General features: G+C 52.8%; 15 protein-coding genes. 11 read left to right on the forward strand and 4 right to left on the reverse strand.

Annotated elements, in window-relative coordinates:
* Positions 1-48: 48 nt before the first annotated feature.
* The 4 genes from Q8902_11495 to Q8902_11510 all read left to right on the forward strand — a co-directional run bounded on the left by Q8902_11495 (position 49) and on the right by Q8902_11510 (position 3,213).
* Positions 49-1,470: an MBOAT family O-acyltransferase gene (locus tag Q8902_11495; GenBank protein ID MDP4200180.1), complete on the forward strand. Its 1,422-nt coding sequence runs from the start codon at positions 49-51 to the stop codon at positions 1,468-1,470.
* Positions 1,470-2,492, forward strand: a complete 1,023-nt coding sequence (locus Q8902_11500) for a hypothetical protein (GenBank protein MDP4200181.1) — start codon at positions 1,470-1,472, stop codon at positions 2,490-2,492. Before Q8902_11495 ends, Q8902_11500 begins: the two co-directional genes overlap by 1 nt.
* Positions 2,493-2,595: 103 nt before the next feature.
* Entirely contained in the window at positions 2,596-2,823 is a 228-nt protein-coding gene (locus Q8902_11505) for a type II toxin-antitoxin system prevent-host-death family antitoxin (protein ID MDP4200182.1), read from the forward strand.
* Between the two features lie 3 nt (positions 2,824-2,826).
* Positions 2,827-3,213: a type II toxin-antitoxin system VapC family toxin gene (locus tag Q8902_11510; GenBank protein MDP4200183.1), complete on the forward strand. Its 387-nt coding sequence runs from the start codon at positions 2,827-2,829 to the stop codon at positions 3,211-3,213.
* A gap of 134 nt (positions 3,214-3,347) precedes the next feature.
* Here Q8902_11510 and Q8902_11515 read toward each other — a convergent pair whose 3' ends face one another.
* A complete protein-coding gene (locus Q8902_11515) occupies positions 3,348-5,291 on the reverse strand; it encodes a pentapeptide repeat-containing protein (protein ID MDP4200184.1) in 1,944 nt (647 codons plus the stop codon).
* A gap of 138 nt (positions 5,292-5,429) precedes the next feature.
* Here Q8902_11515 and rplS point away from each other — a divergent pair, with 138 nt between their 5' ends.
* The 4 genes from rplS (at position 5,430) to rho (ending at position 10,759) form a co-directional block, all read left to right on the forward strand.
* Positions 5,430-5,771: a 50S ribosomal protein L19 gene (gene rplS, locus Q8902_11520; GenBank protein ID MDP4200185.1), complete on the forward strand. Its 342-nt coding sequence runs from the start codon at positions 5,430-5,432 to the stop codon at positions 5,769-5,771.
* A 122-nt stretch (positions 5,772-5,893) separates the two neighbouring features.
* A complete protein-coding gene (gene recN / locus Q8902_11525) occupies positions 5,894-7,666 on the forward strand; it encodes a DNA repair protein RecN (GenBank protein MDP4200186.1) in 1,773 nt (590 codons plus the stop codon).
* 4 nt (positions 7,667-7,670) lie between these two features.
* Complete coding sequence (locus tag Q8902_11530; protein MDP4200187.1) at positions 7,671-8,903, forward strand: folylpolyglutamate synthase/dihydrofolate synthase family protein; 1,233 nt, start codon at positions 7,671-7,673, stop codon at positions 8,901-8,903.
* Between the two features lie 548 nt (positions 8,904-9,451).
* A complete protein-coding gene (rho, locus tag Q8902_11535) occupies positions 9,452-10,759 on the forward strand; it encodes a transcription termination factor Rho (GenBank protein MDP4200188.1) in 1,308 nt (435 codons plus the stop codon).
* 92 nt (positions 10,760-10,851) lie between these two features.
* On the opposite strand, the gene Q8902_11540 is transcribed toward rho, so the two are convergent.
* The 3 genes from Q8902_11540 to Q8902_11550 all read right to left on the reverse strand — a co-directional run bounded on the left by Q8902_11540 (position 10,852) and on the right by Q8902_11550 (position 12,878).
* Positions 10,852-11,148, reverse strand: coding sequence for a hypothetical protein (locus tag Q8902_11540; GenBank protein ID MDP4200189.1), 297 nt, complete (start codon positions 11,146-11,148; stop codon positions 10,852-10,854).
* A gap of 126 nt (positions 11,149-11,274) precedes the next feature.
* Positions 11,275-11,868 carry a 2OG-Fe(II) oxygenase family protein gene (locus Q8902_11545; protein ID MDP4200190.1) on the reverse strand — a complete coding sequence of 198 codons (594 nt, stop codon included), beginning with the start codon at positions 11,866-11,868 and terminating at the stop codon, positions 11,275-11,277.
* 824 nt (positions 11,869-12,692) lie between these two features.
* Positions 12,693-12,878: a hypothetical protein gene (locus Q8902_11550; GenBank protein ID MDP4200191.1), complete on the reverse strand. Its 186-nt coding sequence runs from the start codon at positions 12,876-12,878 to the stop codon at positions 12,693-12,695.
* A gap of 422 nt (positions 12,879-13,300) precedes the next feature.
* On the opposite strand from Q8902_11550, the gene Q8902_11555 reads away from it, so the two are divergent.
* The 3 genes from Q8902_11555 (at position 13,301) to Q8902_11565 (ending at position 16,370) form a co-directional block, all read left to right on the forward strand.
* Positions 13,301-14,164 (forward strand): glycosyltransferase, encoded by an 864-nt coding sequence (locus tag Q8902_11555; GenBank protein MDP4200192.1) that lies wholly within the window; start codon positions 13,301-13,303, stop codon positions 14,162-14,164.
* A 51-nt stretch (positions 14,165-14,215) separates the two neighbouring features.
* Entirely contained in the window at positions 14,216-15,607 is a 1,392-nt protein-coding gene (locus Q8902_11560) for an aspartate kinase (protein ID MDP4200193.1), read from the forward strand.
* 274 nt (positions 15,608-15,881) lie between these two features.
* The gene (locus tag Q8902_11565) at positions 15,882-16,370 is read left to right on the forward strand and encodes a hypothetical protein (GenBank protein ID MDP4200194.1); all 489 of its coding nucleotides are present in this window, start codon (positions 15,882-15,884) and stop codon (positions 16,368-16,370) included.
* Positions 16,371-16,385 lie beyond the last annotated feature (15 nt).

A 16,385-nucleotide genomic window follows, 5' to 3' on the forward strand; every position in this document is an offset into this window, starting at 1 on the left:
TAGCCTTGCGGCACAACTTCGCGTACCAGAAAGTTAAGAGGCACCTGAATGGTTTTTAACAGTCTCGCTTTCGCCATATTCTTGCCGATTGTTCTCATCGGCTACTACCTGTTGCCCTTCATAGGACAAAACAGGTTCTTGCTGCTGGCGAGTCTCGTGTTCTATGCGTGGTGGGACTGGCGCTTCCTCGGACTGCTTGGCCTGACGGTCGTCGTCGATTATTACGCTTCGCATGCGATTAAGAAGGCACCCACGCCACAGCGCAAAAAACTATGGCTGCGGCTTTCGATCGGGACGAACCTGCTGGTGCTCGGTGTATTCAAGTATGCGAACTTTGGCATCACATCGTTCGAAGCGATGCTGCGCGGGATTGGATTCCATGTGAACCCGATCACCATTCAACTCGCGCTGCCGATCGGTATCAGCTTTTACACGTTCATGTCGATGGCCTATGTCATCGATGTGTACTGGGACAAGTTCGATCCGGTCGATGACTTCTTCGACTTCGCGCTGTTCGTCTCGTACTTCCCGCATCTCGTCGCGGGGCCGATCCTGAGGGCGCACCAACTCATCCCGCAGCTTACGCACGAGCGGCGCGTCAGCAAGGAGCAGATCCGTGACGGACTGGCGCTGATGCTCGTTGGCTATTTGCGCAAAGTGCTGATCGCGGACACCCTCGCCTCCATTGTCGATCGGGCGTTCCTAAACCCGGCGGGTATGTCGAGTACCGATCTCGTTGTGCGACTGTGGCTGTGCGCGATCCAGATCTATGGCGATTTCGCCGGCTATAGCGACATCGCGCGCGGCGTGAGCAAGCTCTTTGGTATCGAGTTGCATCTGAACTTCGCCACTCCGCTTCTCTCGCAAAACATTACTGAGTTCTGGCGGCGCTGGCATATCTCACTTTCGAGTTGGCTGCGCGATTACGTCTATATTCCACTCGGCGGAAACCGAAAAGGCCACGCGCGAGCCTACCTGAATCTGCTCATCACGATGTTCGTGAGCGGCCTGTGGCACGGCGCGAACTGGACCTTCGTCGCGTTCGGCGCGGTGCACGGCATCTCACTCTCAGTACACAAAGCCTGGGCCTCGTGGCGCGGCGAGACGATACCAAAGCATTACGGCACGAACCCGTGGACCTTTTGGACGCCATTCAAAGTATTCGTAACATTCAATCTCTTCGCGTTCTCGCTTGTCCTCTTTCGGAGTCCGAGCTTTGGCGCAGCGGCAAATTACATCGCCAACATCTTCATGTTCCGGCCAGGAATGCGGTTTGGCGAGACGCTCTTTGTTCTTCCGTTTGTGCTGCTAACGCTGGCGATGGATTCGCTGCAGTATACGCACTTCGGCGTAGAGTTGTTGGGCCGCATGAACGTCGTGACGCGCGCTGTCGTACTCGGCACGCTCCTAGCGCTTGTCCTCATCGCGGGATCGGATAATAGCCTGCCATTTGTCTATTTTCAATTCTGATGCGAGAATCTTTTATCAAGAAGTATCGCGCTGAATTTCAGTACCTCGTTCTGAGTGCTGCTGGCATTGGCATCGTGGCGTATGCGCTGATCTATGTGGCGACGATTTCCGTACCGCACCTGCCGCTCGCAAACAAGCGGACGTTCTACGGACTCCTCCGCGCCCAGATGGCCGTCGATCTTTCGGCAAAGCTACCAGCACAAAAGCGAGAGATGGTACTGTTCTTGGGCAGCTCTGTCGTCGAGCGTGGAGTCTCGGAGCGCGCGATGGATTCCGTCTTCGCCAAAGATCATACTCCATTCGAAACGATGAACGCCGGGACGGGCGGATTTTCCGCCGAGGCAAACCTGCCGATGTTCCGCGCCATGCTCGATCAGGGACTCAAGCCCACATGCGTCGTCTATGGTGTTTGTATACAGGAGTTCAACCGCGTCTCAACGGTCCACGCCTTCTTTGAAACGAAAGACACCGCAACGATCAAACTCAAGTCGAAGACGCTATGGAATATCCTCCGCTATGGACCGACAGCGCTCGCGCCACTCCTCGCCGCGGATCACCTGCATCAGTATCTCTTCGCGGCGAACAACGCCTTCCGCGATGTACCGAATCTGAACCTCTTCGATCGCATGATGTTCGGCGAAAATCATCCGCCACTCGATAGCGACTACCAGTTCTCTTCGGTGTATTATCAGGACCTGCGCGAGATCGTCCGGCTATGTAAGGAGCACGGCATTCAGGTTGCTCTCTACAACGCGCCGCTCCGCCAGCGCGCACCGGGTGAAGTGGACATTCCCTACGAGCATCGCGCCGAGAGCTATGGTGCTGCGCTCGCGCTTGCGCGTGAGATGAATATCCCGCTCTGGAATTTCGATCACAAAGGCTTCTTCACGCGAGACGAATTCCAGGACAACTACCATCTTACCCCCATCGGCGCCCGCCGGATTTCGGTGATGCTCGGTGATTCGATTGTCAGATGGCGGCAAGGCTCTATCTCTCGAGATGAGGTGGAGACGCTGGAATAGTGTGTCCACAGGATTACTTCCGAGCAATCGAACCCGATACTCTCTTTCGCGGTTTTTCAAGCATGGCAGGGTTGCCAGGCCTGCTAAGCGAAAGGACGACACCATGCATCAGATTACCATTCAAGAAGCCGCCTCTCGCATTTCGAGCGTGTTCAGCGACGTGCTTCGTGGCGAGGAGATCGTCCTCACCGACCATGATACTCCAGTCATGAAGATGACACCGATTGCTCTCCAGCAAAAGAGTCGGCTGAAGTTCGGAAGTTTGAAGGGAAAAATCTTCATGTCTGACGATTTCAATGATACTCCCGAAGAATTCGGTCAGTACATTTAGGCTGTGAATCTCCTTCTCGACACCCAATCGTTTCTCTGGTACGTGATGGGTGACGCGCGACTGCCGCAAATTGCCCGCTCATATATCGAGGATCCCTCCAACCCCTATCAGATTAGTGTTGCAAGTCTCTGGGAGCTCGCCATCAAGGATGGCTCTGGTAAGCTGCGGTTGGATGTGTCGTTCCATGAACTCGTCGATCAGTACGTTCTTGGAAGCGGGCTCACGATTTTGCCGATCAGCGTTGATCATCTTTTGGAACTGCGGCGGCTACCACATCATCACCGTGACCCTTTCGACCGCATCATCATTGCGCAGAGCATCGTTGAAGAGCTGACCGTCATCACTACCGATTCGCAGTTTGAAAAGTATCCGATCCGCATAGCGCGCTGACGAGCGTACTTGAGTGGCAGCTTGACGCCCTCACCCCCATCGGCGCGCGCCGGATTTCGGGGATGCTCGGCGATTCGATTGTCCGCTGGCAGCAAGGCTCTATCTCTCGAGATGAGGTGGGGACACTGGAATGACTAGAATCGCTTGAACCGCCGCTGTAGGCCAATCAACGAAAATGTAAGGACAACATAAAGCAAAGTATTGGCAACAAAACGAATCAATATGGCGGTAACGTCAGAAGTCCCGACAAATACACTTTCTTTATCACCAAAAAGTTTAACTGGATTCATGTGCTCTCCTGTGAAAGCGACAGCTCTGATAAAATCGCCCCAATCAGGCAGTGATGTCCCAAAATTATACCCAATGATTCGTTGATGCTTAGCATCTAGCCTCTCAATAATACCCAATCTAAGATTGAGCCCGGAAATGGCAATTACAAAGAACAATAGCCACATTATGCTCCAATGTGGCTTCTCACCATAGCCGGCCAACAACTTATAAAATTGGTAAGCCCCAGATTGAATCTTTCCGTTAAACCACGAAGGAAGTTCTTTAAAGAAGAAATCGATTGATGACATCCGATAGCCTTGCATCTTGCGTCGCGTCAAATTCCCGCCTAACCGCCGGAAGATTTGGTTTTTCCCGACAAATTTTGCTTCCAATCGCTTCATCTCACACATGTTGTAATACGCGTGTCCGGCGTTCTCATAATCATGATCATGGTCGAGTGCCACCTTTAGTTGCCGATACTGATCGGCCAAAGGACCATAGACGGCATGATTTTTCTTCTGGTCATCGTTAAGATCAAGTTCAGCTCCGAGTAGACCTTTTCTAGTGAATGGTATTCTCATGAATTGCCTTGGATCCAAGCCCCAAGCTGAATTGATAAAATTAACATCCTGAATCGGTGTCCCACGGAAATAGACAGCACGCATTGAACAGCCGATAAATCGCACACCCGACATTACGCACTGATCGAAGCTGACACGAAGTTTTGACATCGGATCCCAAGTGATAACCAAGAACTTCGTTACCGTCGCATTAAAGATAGTCTCCGAAAAACGAATCGTTCGAGTGAACTGAATCGGAAGGCGATGGTCAGGCAACTTGAGTTCAACTGGTCTCCTAAAACTAAATGAAGCATCCTTCTCAAAATACGTCGCTCCGATATCGAGGCTACCAAGCACAAATGTTTTATCAAACGCGATTTTGCCCGCAAATCGAGTATTTAGCAGCTGAACAGTTTCCCTAACGCTTACAGAATTGAAATCGACATTTTGGCCCAGGAACCGGCAGTTCGCAAAGTAGGCACCGCGCCGAAATGCAACCAAGAAGAAATTCGTATCGGCCTCAAACTGAACGAAGCTGAACCTAGGAGGGCTAAGCACGAAATTTACTTCTGAAAATGTGATACGTTTCTTGAAATTAGCCTTGGAAAATTCAGTACTGCGTGCTGCAATCAGTACTACTGCAAAAACGACATCATTCTCAAAAGTCGCCTCGCTGAACGTTAGCCGATTCTGCAATCTAAATTGCATACTTGCAAATCTAACCGTACCTACAAAACGTGTTCTTAAGAACGAGCAAATGTCGCCTCTAATTGTTGCTCTATTGAACGTTGTTCGCTTGCCTCGAAACTCTGCATCATCAAATGTGGCTCCGCCAAGAAACCTCGTTGCATTAAATTCTATTTCCTTTTCGAATGTGGTTCGCTGAAACGAAGCGAAACCGTGAAATTCCGTAGCGTTGAAGAGAACGCTACGGAATTGTATACCATCGAATATCGCATTACCTTCGAAAACGGCGAAATTCAAATTCGTAGGCTTTGCCTCATTTGCGATTTCGGGATAGAGTCCAAAGTGAACGGTCCAAGGGAAGACATACCCACGAAAATCCAGATCACCTTCGCTGATTCGACTCTCTAAGAGTGCCTGATACTGCGCTTCCGTTACGCCCTTATCCTCGCGCGTGCAGTGAAAGACGCATAGTGAGTCACTGTGGTCTTTGTTTATCGTCTGATGGCATCCACGTGGGTACGTGCACTTTGAATCCAAATTGATGGCAGGATTTTCTTCCATAATCGAATCTTTGTCAAAAATACGAACTTCTGGCCCTATGGATGCCAGTCCTCTCTATTTTAGCGAACTTCTCGGCCCTCCCTGCGGTTATCGGCCCACCAATAGAAATCCTGACCCTGAAAACGACTAATAATAGCTATGGAACAGATACTTCGCGCCGTAACCAGCGCCCAACTCCGTCAGGATATTCCTCAATTTCGCGCTGGCGACACGCTTAACGTCTCCGTCCGCGTCCTCGAAGGGGACAAGGAGCGGGTCCAGCATTTTGAGGGAATCGTCATTGCCCGCCGCGGTTCTGGCCTGAACGAGACGTTCACCATCCGTAAAGTTTCGAACGGCGTCGGTGTCGAGCGTGTATTCCCGCTCCACTCACCGCGCATCGCCAGCATCCAGTTCGTGAAGGCCGGCGTTGTCCGCCGCGCCAAGCTGTACCACCTCCGTGCCCTCGGCTCGAAGGACGTGCGCCGCAAGACGACATAATTACGAGTTTCAAATTACGAATTACGAATGGGGGCTCGCCGAGTCCCCATTTTTGTTATGAACCTTGAAGGCAAATGCGTTGTAATCACAATTCAAGCACATTCGTAATTCGTCATTCGTAATTGTTACGCTCGCTCTACATCAAAGACTACGCGCTGATCGAGGAATTCCGCGTCGAGTTTGCGCGGGGCCTTAGCATCATCACGGGCGAGACTGGCGCGGGCAAGTCGATTGTGCTCGGTGCGTTCGGTCTGCTGCTTGGTAATCGAGCTTCGGCGGATGTGATTCGCTCCGGAGCGGAGAAGGCGATCGTCGAAGCGGAATTCGATATGGCCAGCGATTCTGCACTCAAGAGGTATCTTGAATCAGAGCCCATTGATTGTGAGTCGAACGCGCTCATCATTCGCCGGGAAGTCATGCGTCGCGGCACGAGCCGGGCATTCCTCAACGATTCTCCTGCGAATGCGCAAATACTGAAAGCGCTTGGCGAGCAATTAGTCGATCTCCACGGTCAACACGAGCATCAATCACTGCTCCGTGTTGCGAACCACATCGAGATGCTCGATGATTTTGCCGAGCTCGCACATGAACGCACACAGTACCGCGAGAAGCGCGATCATCTGAGGGCACTCGCGCAAGAGATCGAGGAGCTTCGCTCGCGCGAGGCACGCTTGCGCCAGGAGCATGACTTATTCGACTTCCAGCTTCAGGAGATACTCGCGGTAAGCCCCGAGCCAAACGAGGACTCGCGTATCGAGTCCGACCTTCTGTTGCTCGAACATGCCGAGGCGCTCTCGACTGCCGCGTCGAAAATCCACAACATCCTCTATGAAGCTGACAGCGCATCGCATGAAACACTGAGCCGCGCCAAAGAGCACCTCACACGCCTCGTGTCAATCGATCCATCCCTCGCCGAGCCACTTGCCGAACTCTCTTCGGCCTTGGCGAGCGTCGATGAAGTGATCCAGTGGTCATCGCGATATTCGGAACGTGTCGGGCTCGATCCCGAGCGGCTGGAATCGCTCCGCGAGCGAGCAGTACTCCTGCAACGCATCAAAAAGAAATTCGGCGGCACGTTGGATGCCGTCCTGCAGAAGAAAGCTGAGCTCGAAAGCAAGCTCTCATTCGAGAGTGAGTTCGAGGAGATTATCGAGGAGAAGCAACGGGAGCTTGTGGGCCGGCGGGAAGAACTTGCGCGGCTCGCTGTGAAGCTCTCGAAGGCTCGTAAGGCTTCGGCGAAGAAACTCGAGTCCGGTATTGTAAGCGAGCTGGCCGATCTGGGCATCGAGCATGCACAGTTCAGGGTCGCCATTGATTTCCGACAGGCTACGAAGGATAGTTTGGTCACACTGCAACTGGATGGCAATGTGGCTGAAGCGAATCAGCACGGCATCGATGATGTCGAATTCTTCATTTCAACGAATGCCGGCGAAGAACCGAAACCACTGGCGCGCGTGGCTAGCGGCGGCGAGATTTCACGCGTGATGCTTGCGATCAAATCGGTCCTGGCGAAGAACGATCCGGTCGGCCTGCTGATTTTCGACGAGATTGACATCGGTGTCTCAGGTCGTGTCGCACAGCACGTGGGGCGTGCGATGAAAGCACTTGCGGCGAGCCATCAAGTGCTGGCCATTACCCATCTCGCACAAATTGCAGCGTTTGGTGATACGCATTACGTTGCCGAGAAACAGACAGCAAATGGACTTACGACTTCTCGATTGAGGCAGCTTAATGAGACGGAGCACGTGCAGGAGGTTGCCCGGCTGATTTCCGGCGATGCACTTAGCGCAAGTGCCATCGAGAATGCGCGCGCGTTGATCGTGGAAGCTCTCACTCTCGGACAGCCTGGCTCAAAGAAGACGACTGCCCGTAAGCGGCAGACAATCGAAGCCTGATAGTATGTCTGATTATTCCCAGCGTCTCGATGCCCTCTTTCAACTCGAGTTCTTCGGCATGAAGCTCGGGTTGGAGAATATTCGCGCACTGCTCGATCTGCTTGGGCATCCCGAGCGCATGTTTCCATCGATTCACATCGCTGGCACAAACGGCAAAGGCAGTGTGGCTGCGATGCTTGCGGCTGTCCAGCAATCGGCTGGCAAGCGGACGGGACTCTATACCTCCCCTCACCTTGTCGATTTTCGCGAGCGCATCCGGATCGATGGTGAAATGATCTCCGAAGAGGAAGTCACGAATTTTCTCGCACGCATCTGGCCGAACGTCGAAGCATTGCGAGCGACGTTTTTCGAAGTCACGACCGCGATGGCGTTCGATCATTTTGCGCGGCATCATGTCGACATTGCCATCATCGAAACGGGTCTCGGCGGACGGTTGGATGCGACAAACGTTTTGGAAAAGCCGCTTGCGACTGTCATTACTTCGATCGGCTATGATCATATGCAGATCCTGGGTCCCACGCTGGAATCGATTGCCTCGGAAAAGGCCGGCATTTTTAAGTTCGGATCGCCAGCGGTTGTGAACTGCTCGCCACAACTGGAATCGACGTTCAAGCAGCGGGCACGGGAGACTCGAACTCCAATCACGTTCGTTCGCAGTGCGTCGATCCGTCCTGTCAAGGGAAACGCGCCATTCATCGGAGAACATCAAGTTGAGAATGTTCAGACCGTGATCGCTACCCTGGCAATTCTTCCCCGCACCCGTGGCCAGCACAACTTTCATCGCGGAATCGAAGATACTGCGAAGCTGACCGGTCTTCGGGCGCGGCTTGAAGAGGTAAAAACGACCGGCCTGTCGGAACGCGGAGTGCGACTATTCCTCGATGTCGGGCACAATGTGGATGCCTTACTTCGCGTGAAGGATTTCTTCACTTCGCAAGGGATTCGGCCCATTGTCGCCTTTGGGATCATGCGGGACAAAGATGTTGCGGGGGCCTTGAATATTCTTCACGGGTTTGCCTCGCGATTTGTGGCGCTTCAGGCTGAAACTCCGAGGGCACTGCCAAGTTCGGATCTGCATCAGGCGGCAATCGAGGCGGGACTTGACTCGATCGATGGCGGCACGGTGCCGAATGGCGTAAGACTTGCTATGAGTCTGGCAGTTCGGGGAGATACTATTCTGGTATCGGGATCGCATTATGTCTGTGGGGAATTTCTTCGCGCAGGCGATCTCGTATAGAACTTTGGTGGCTCCAACGGCGTTTAACCAATCCGAGCACAAAGCCCAGTCCGCAGAATTCGCTTGAAACAGGCAGTTTCCGAGTCCATTTGTGCTCCTCACTCGTAAGGCGGCGCGCAGTTGCGCTCCAGCACCTCGAGTGACTCGCCGGAAGAACGATCCACCGGAACCCCAATTACAGAACGGTATTGGTTCGGCATGATGCCGAATGGCAGTGCGCCAGGCGGCATGATTTCCAACGGCACGACTCGGTAGCTAATTTCAAGAGTGAACTTGGTGGTTAATCGATCATTAGAATGATCGCTCGACCACGGATGATTGTTCATCCAACTGATCGATCATCCACGCCGGTCAAAGGCTCATCAACCCGAGCGTTTTACCATTATTCCAATCATTCGATTTTCTTGAGCGCCTTAGCATTTGTGCGGTGATAAGCACCGCCCCTCGTGCATCAGGCGACCGGTCATCCGAATTCGAGCGCAACGGCCTTTGATGGTCGAGCGCCTCTGCGAGAAAATCGCACGACTTTCATTACCATACCCTTTCTCATGGCAGCATTGAACGCAACTGAATTAAAAACCCGGAAGATCGTCGAGCTCAACGATCTTGCCAAACATCTTGGCATCGAAGGCTACGCCGACATGCGCAAGCAGGAGTTGATCTTTCGGATCCTCGAAGCCGATGCCCTGAAGCGACAGACCGACGGAGTCGGAATCGGAGCGGTCGGCATAGCCGTCGAAGAAGCAGGCACTCCCGCAACCGGAGTTCTCGAGCTTATTCCGCCGGAGAATTACGGATTTCTCCGTTCCCCCGACTACAACTACCTCCCCTCTCCCGACGATATTTACGTCTCCCCAAGCCAGGTCAAGAAATTCAATCTGAGGACGGGTGATACCATCGAAGGTACCGTCCGGCCTCCGAAGACCGGCGAGCGGTTTTTCGCGCTGGTCAAAGTCGATAAGCTGAACTACATGCCGGCGGATTTCGGCAAGGACCGTCCGCTCTTCGCGAATCTCACGCCGCTCTACCCGAACAAGCAACTCATTCTCGAGACCTCGCCGGGTGAATACACCATGCGGATCATGGACATTATTTGTCCGATCGGTCTCGGGCAGCGTGGACTCATCGTCTCGCCGCCGAAGGCTGGTAAAACAGTCATTCTGCAAAAGATTGCGAACTCTATCGCCAGAAATTATCCGGACGCCAAACTTATCGTGTTGCTCATTGATGAGCGGCCCGAAGAGGTAACGGACATGGAACGCTCGGTCAAGGCCGAAGTCGTTGCATCCACATTCGATGAGCCGCCGGAGCGTCACGTGCAGGTTGCCGATATGGCGATCGAAAAGGCGCAACGCTTGGTAGAGGCCAAGCAAGACGTAATCATTCTTCTCGACTCGATTACGCGACTGGCACGCGCGCACAACACCGTCATCCCTCCATCCGGAAAAATTCTGTCGGGTGGTGTCGATGTCAATGCTCTGCATCGCCCAAAGCGGTTCTTTGGTGCGGCGAGAAATATCGAGGAAGGCGGATCGCTCACGATCATCTCCACCGCGCTTGTCGAAACGGGCAGCCGCATGGACGAAGTCATCTTCGAAGAGTTCAAAGGCACGGGCAACATGGAAGTCGTGCTCTCGCGCGAGCTTTCCAACCGCCGCATCTTCCCGGCTCTCGATGTCAATGCGTCTGGCACCCGGCACGAAGAATTACTGCTTTCGGCAGAAGACCTGAACCGCGCCTGGATTCTTCGCAAGCTGCTTGCCGAGATGCGGCCCATTGAAGCCATGGAGTTCCTGCTCGACCGCATGCGCGGCACCAAGAACAACAAGGAATTCCTCCGCTCGATGTCAAGCTAAGATGATCGCAAACAGATAATAGCCATGTAGGGACGTGCCGAGCACGTCCCTTTTCGTTATGCGGGAATTGTGTTGGGGATTGTCTAAACGGTTTAGCCTGCTGCGTTACCGGCATCTTTCGCTTCGTTCGGTGTGTCCGATATTAACTTCTTGGGATCGATCACCGCAGTCTGGAATAGCATGAGATATTGCTTATCGTTATCTTGAAGTGTCACTGTCGATCCATCAAACTTGCTAATGGCATTACCATCCGCAACGAGCTTTTGAATATCGACAGTAGCAAAGAGTTGTGCAAGCCGGTCCGCCTCGATTCCGAAGAGACTCAAAACGCCTGGACGCACTAAATCAGCGAACGATACTTTGAGAGGAGCATTATGAGCGTAGAGCATGTACAACGCACCGGCGAAGCAAACCGGAGCAGGGCAATTCCAATTCTTGAGATTATCGTACGTCTTCAGAAGTTGATCTAAGGATTTCGGTTCGGACGCATTATCGATACCTGCTTCAAGGAGCGTTCATTCCAATGCTACTCTCGATTGGTCGATAGGCTCTGGCTCAACCGGCCGCACTTTGAAAACGAGCACATTCCGAAGGTGAGGGCATATCCGAGACACGCCGCGCCCCACGTGATACACGTTTGCTGGAAAAATTAGCAGCCGCCGCCATTTGGGCAGAACAGACCTGATGATCTCCCCCGTCGAATCGAACAGTGCGGTCTCGCCAGCCCAGTTCGCATTCCATTCTTTATTCAGGTAGATGATAGCAGACATGTCCTCGGGAGCCTGCGAATCCTGATGAATGTAGCCATCGTTGCCGTAAGTATATCCGTTGGAACAGGTTCGAATGAGCACCGGCGTATTCGGCAGACGCGATGGCTGAAATGATTCCCATAGCTTTAGAACGGGCGGCGGCAATTCGCCACGAATATCCTTCCGGTTTGCTGAGTTCGTCCCAGTCCGAGAGAGCGGCAGGTTCCAATGGCTGAATGATACCTGGTTGTTCGATTTCCAGCCGTACCGGAAGCCATAACGCCGGATAACATTGAGCGCCTCAACAATTAACGATTCATCAATAAGATCATCGTAAACATCAATACCGGTAGCTATCATTCAAAGTGAAAATAACAGATGTCAGAAATGAGATAAAGTTGCAGATCGAGAATCACAACGAGAGAAAACCCAACAAACCGTTTAAAGTGTTGAATTGAACGATACGGTATCTTACTCCGCTCTTCGTCGTATCAATCCACCGCGTCCGGCAAGCCGTGTCTATGCGACCCTTTGATGGAGTGAAAGTTGTTCCTGAATCATGCGGAGTCCCATAGATCGACCCCATGACAGCTACGAGTTGTTTGTAGTCCCGTATGGTGTGGGCTGGTTGTGAAGTTTTTGACAAATATAAAGGTTGTTCGTCTAAACTAACCGTAACAAGGTGTCCCTTCATAAATGCTAAATTTGCAATGAAGGAATTCGATATCGGTGGAATCCGAATATTCGTGAAGCAAATTTGAGTCATTCCGGCCGCCGTAATGGGCGGACCGGAGACCCATCCGGCTTCTTCTGTCAATCGCTTGGCAGAATCGAATGAAATTCCTATCTGCAAATGCGACCAGGAATTTTCCGGCGCATTTATTTGCGATGCACACTGCACGCCAATAACAGCCGCACAAATAAACGTCATGTAGGATCGGCCAATCATATTTTGTTAGTTGATTTGGACAAGTGTGCGAGTTGGTTCACCAATGGACTTGCCGCAGGGGTCTTGTTTTTGCCAGAGATCGATAGAGCGGGAACCGCTAATGTTGAAATAGGAATAAAAGAATTCGACCCGCCGCGAACGCCGACGGCTGAGATACCTTGAACAGGATCTCCTGTATCGGTGCCTCCGGGGCCATCCGAACAAATGTTTGTTACGGATGTGCCATCAAGGTTCATTAATTGAGTAGCGCATGCAGCCGGTAGGCAACCGCCATTTGCCACGTATAGATTCTTGAGTCCATCAATCGTGCATTGACATTGTCTTGAAACGACGATGTTTGAATGATTGCCCGAGGGTCAATCGGTGACATGATTGGGAAATCGGCCCAAGATTTGGGCGCAGAGCCTTGCTGGTTATTCATGGCGACTAAGTTTTGAAAAAAATGACGACTGTGAGAAAAGAATCGGAACCCATAATATGTTCCTGCAAGATCCCTCCTGTTCCCAACAACCGGTTGCGCCTGGGGAACAAGGGGCTATCCGCAATTCTCGATTTATTTTCGTAAGTGCCTGCATCCCGGTTATTCTTGCCTTATACTAGAAGCGTGGGTCACGGGCACCACATTGCTAATTGAAAATCGATTATCGAGAAATTGCGAGAAGGGAGCGGCAGTTCATTAAATTACAATTCAAAAGAGAGAATCTATTAATGAATAATATTGACTCACACAGCGAAAATGGCTCAAAAATGGCAGCAATTATGAATATGAAAGTACAAACACACCAAGCGTCTGTTGCGAAATGAAAGGCGGGATTCGGTAGCCGCCGTTGTTAGCTGAACTCCATGACAATCGTCATCATCCTGTTTTTCGCAATCCTGCTTCTGAACGTTGGAGCCTTTTGGCTCTATCAGAAGCGCACGCACCGGCTGTTTCATAAGCAACGGAAGCTGATCTTGGATAGCTTCGGGCGCATTGAATCGCGCATGGCACGGGCGGCACCGGAGTTCGAGCCCGCCGCTGACGGCGCTGGAGTCTGGGCTATCATGGTCTCATTCAATCGCGGCGATACTGGCCGGCGCACGATCGAGAGCCTTCGCAAACACGAGCCAGACCTTCCGATTCTGGTCGTCGATAATGGCAGTACCGACGGGACACGCGAACGACTGCTCGAAATGCTCGAGCACGGCGTCATCCAAAAGCTTCTGCTTAACACTCACGAGCAAGTGCCGCAATGGCAGAAGAGCTTCGCGCTGGTCCAGGCACTGAAGGTACTTTCGCTGGAGCGGCTTCGCTATCTGGTCTTTCTCGATGATGATGTCGATGTCACCCGGCCCTTCATTTTGGATGCAACAACCCTCCTTGAAGAACTGGCGAGCGAGCACGTCAAAGTCGTGAACATGACCGACGACGCTGAGGAAGAGTATAATCATCCGACGATCAAGCGTATCCCTGTCAGACTCAGTCGTGGGATGGAAGAGATCAAGATTCGCGCGTCGTTCAACGGCCAATTCAATTTCCTCAACGCCGACTTCTTTCACGAGTTAGGTTATCCTCCGATCGCCGAAGGCATCAGTGAACTCTCTGGCGAAGACTCATACTATTCCCGTCTACTCAAAGTGAAGGGCTATCAGGTTGCCGTCCTTCCAGCTGCCAGACACCTTGGGGCCGAGGCTTCGCTTCGCGAAGTAGTCGAGAGCAAGCAATAAGCGCCAGATATTGTGGCGCGATTCGGACGCGCGGTGTGTTAGCTGTCGCCTGTGGCAGCATACAAACTCATTGTACAGAAATTTGGCGGAACTTCCGTGGAGGATGCCCGTGCGATGTCGCGTTCGATCAAGATCGTACGCGATTACGGCGTCGGTCCGCGGACACGGGCGCTGGTGGTGCTCTCGGCATGTTCCGGGGTGACGAACGAGTTGATCCGACTAAGCGAGCTCTCGATCAAGAGTGATTTGCATCCGGCACAAGCAACGATCGACCGACTCGAAGCGCGTCACGCTCGTATTGCGCGAGAATTGCTGCCGGAAGGCGAAGTGTTCGATGCTGTCCATGGTTCGCTGCATTCATTGTGGGAGAGCGTGCGCCTGCTGGCCCGCGGCGTCCACCTGCTGGGTGAACTCACGCCGCGCAACCGGGATCAATTCGAGTCCGTCGGCGAGCGTGCCTCGACCTTGATCTTTCAGGCGGCGCTTTCCGTGGCAATGCGGGATAAGTCGATTCCAGTCCACTTGTTCGATGCCAGAGAGTTCTTCGTAACCTCCGGCGAGTTCACCGCCGCTCGTCCGTTGCTCAGCGAGACCACCCGGCACATAAAAAAGGTCGCGCAGGAGCTGGCCTCAGGCGCCATCGGTGTCACGCAAGGATTTATCGGCGCTACGATCGAAGGCGAAACGACGACGATTGGCCGCGGCGGCTCGGATTTCTCCGCCGCGATCATGGGTGTCGCGCTTGCGGCACATGCCAAAGTCCCGGAAATACAAATTTGGACGGACGTTGCCGGCATCTTGACTTGCGATCCTCGTTTGGTCCGAGGCACCAGATCGATCGAGCGCATTTCGTTTCAGGACGCAAGCGAACTGGCGTATTTCGGCGCGAAGGTCCTGCATCCCGAGACGATTTGGCCTGCCGTTGAGAAAGGTATCCCGGTCCGCGTGCTCTCTTCAAAAGAACCGAAAAAGCCAGGTACGACGATTACTACTAAGGCAAGTAATAGTCATCCAATCACTGGCATTGCGCTTCTTCGAGATGTGATCGCGGTGCGCCTGGGGTTAAGTTCTATCGTACAGGAAGCCGGGGTGCAACAGGCGATTTGGGATACACTTGGGGAAACTGGTGCCACTCCGGTCGCTGTAGCGTTCTCCGTTGGCAGCGCGCTGTATGTTTTCCGCGATGCAAGCCCCATAACGGCATTGCGCGCGGCGATGGAGGGTCGAACGAAGATCGAGGTCGAGTCCGGCCGGTCCCTGATCACACTGGTCGGGCCCGGTCTGAGGGAACATGCGGGAATTGCTGCCCGCATTTTCCGCTCATTGGGACGTACGAACTGCGAAATGATTTCTTATGGCGGATCGGACAGATCGATCAATTTTTTGGTGGATTCCGATGCCGCCCAAGGCGTTTTGCGAAAAATTCACGGCGAATTTTTCTAATAGCCACAATATGACATTATTGCTCCTTTGGGAACGAAGATTGGGCTGAAATACGTTACTCTCTTTCTGGAATTTTGTCTATTTGCAGGTCAAGAACAAAAAGCTTTTCGAAGCATAACGAGGAACCGGTAAGTTTCTCCGGATCGAATGGTGTTTTTGCTTCGTGTTCGGTTTTCCGCATGGCGCTCGCCCTGGGCATTTCCCCTGAGTGATTCGTCGATTGAACGAGCGGAGTAGAACGCGCCCCTGCACAACTGCGGTATATTACGACGACATGGCGACGAAGGCGAAAGCGACGGCAACCAAGGCACCCAAGACGACACGCACGCGGCGACGCTCCAAGTATATTACCGGGCTCATGCTCTGTAGTGAGTGCACGCGCACGGCCCGGAAGGAAATCGTTGGGGAAGCACGGACGCGAATGGCCGGCGAAGGTCCGCAGCCGATTGATAAGGACTCGACCGAACCGCAGAACGAGAATTTGTGGGTCCGATGCACGAAGTGTCACAACACGATGCTCGTAAACCTGACCGCGCTCATGGCGGAAAAGCCAAAAGCCCACACGAATCTCATGGCGGCCGAATGCACACCGTACACTCCCTCTCGCATTTTCGCGATCGGAGAAGCAATTTATCATAAGGATTGGGACGATGTCGGCACCGTCATGTCCAAGGAAGTGACCGCCAGTGGCCGGAATGCCATCCTGGTGCACTTCGATAAATCCGGCGAGAAAAAACTTCTCGAGAATTTCAAGGCAGAGTAGTTTGCCTGCGCGTTT

Source organism: Bacteroidota bacterium, from assembly GCA_030706745.1.
GTDB lineage: Bacteria > Bacteroidota > Ignavibacteria > Palsa-1295 > Palsa-1295 > PALSA-1295.

Excerpts from the sequence above, each read along its gene's own strand:
- Q8902_11495 (MDP4200180.1), top strand. The coding sequence starts at position 49 with ATGGTTTTTAACAGTCTCGCTTTCGCCATATTCTTGCCGATTGTTCTC.
- Q8902_11500 (MDP4200181.1), top strand. The coding sequence starts at position 1,470 with ATGCGAGAATCTTTTATCAAGAAGTATCGCGCTGAATTTCAGTACCTC.
- Q8902_11505 (MDP4200182.1), top strand. The coding sequence starts at position 2,596 with ATGCATCAGATTACCATTCAAGAAGCCGCCTCTCGCATTTCGAGCGTG.
- Q8902_11515 (MDP4200184.1), bottom strand. The coding sequence starts at position 5,291 with ATGGAAGAAAATCCTGCCATCAATTTGGATTCAAAGTGCACGTACCCA.
- rplS (MDP4200185.1), top strand. The coding sequence starts at position 5,430 with ATGGAACAGATACTTCGCGCCGTAACCAGCGCCCAACTCCGTCAGGAT.
- Q8902_11530 (MDP4200187.1), top strand. The coding sequence starts at position 7,671 with ATGTCTGATTATTCCCAGCGTCTCGATGCCCTCTTTCAACTCGAGTTC.
- rho (MDP4200188.1), top strand. The coding sequence starts at position 9,452 with ATGGCAGCATTGAACGCAACTGAATTAAAAACCCGGAAGATCGTCGAG.
- Q8902_11540 (MDP4200189.1), bottom strand. The coding sequence starts at position 11,148 with ATGCTCTACGCTCATAATGCTCCTCTCAAAGTATCGTTCGCTGATTTA.
- Q8902_11545 (MDP4200190.1), bottom strand. The coding sequence starts at position 11,868 with ATGATAGCTACCGGTATTGATGTTTACGATGATCTTATTGATGAATCG.
- Q8902_11550 (MDP4200191.1), bottom strand. The coding sequence starts at position 12,878 with ATGAATAACCAGCAAGGCTCTGCGCCCAAATCTTGGGCCGATTTCCCA.
- Q8902_11555 (MDP4200192.1), top strand. The coding sequence starts at position 13,301 with ATGACAATCGTCATCATCCTGTTTTTCGCAATCCTGCTTCTGAACGTT.
- Q8902_11565 (MDP4200194.1), top strand. The coding sequence starts at position 15,882 with ATGGCGACGAAGGCGAAAGCGACGGCAACCAAGGCACCCAAGACGACA.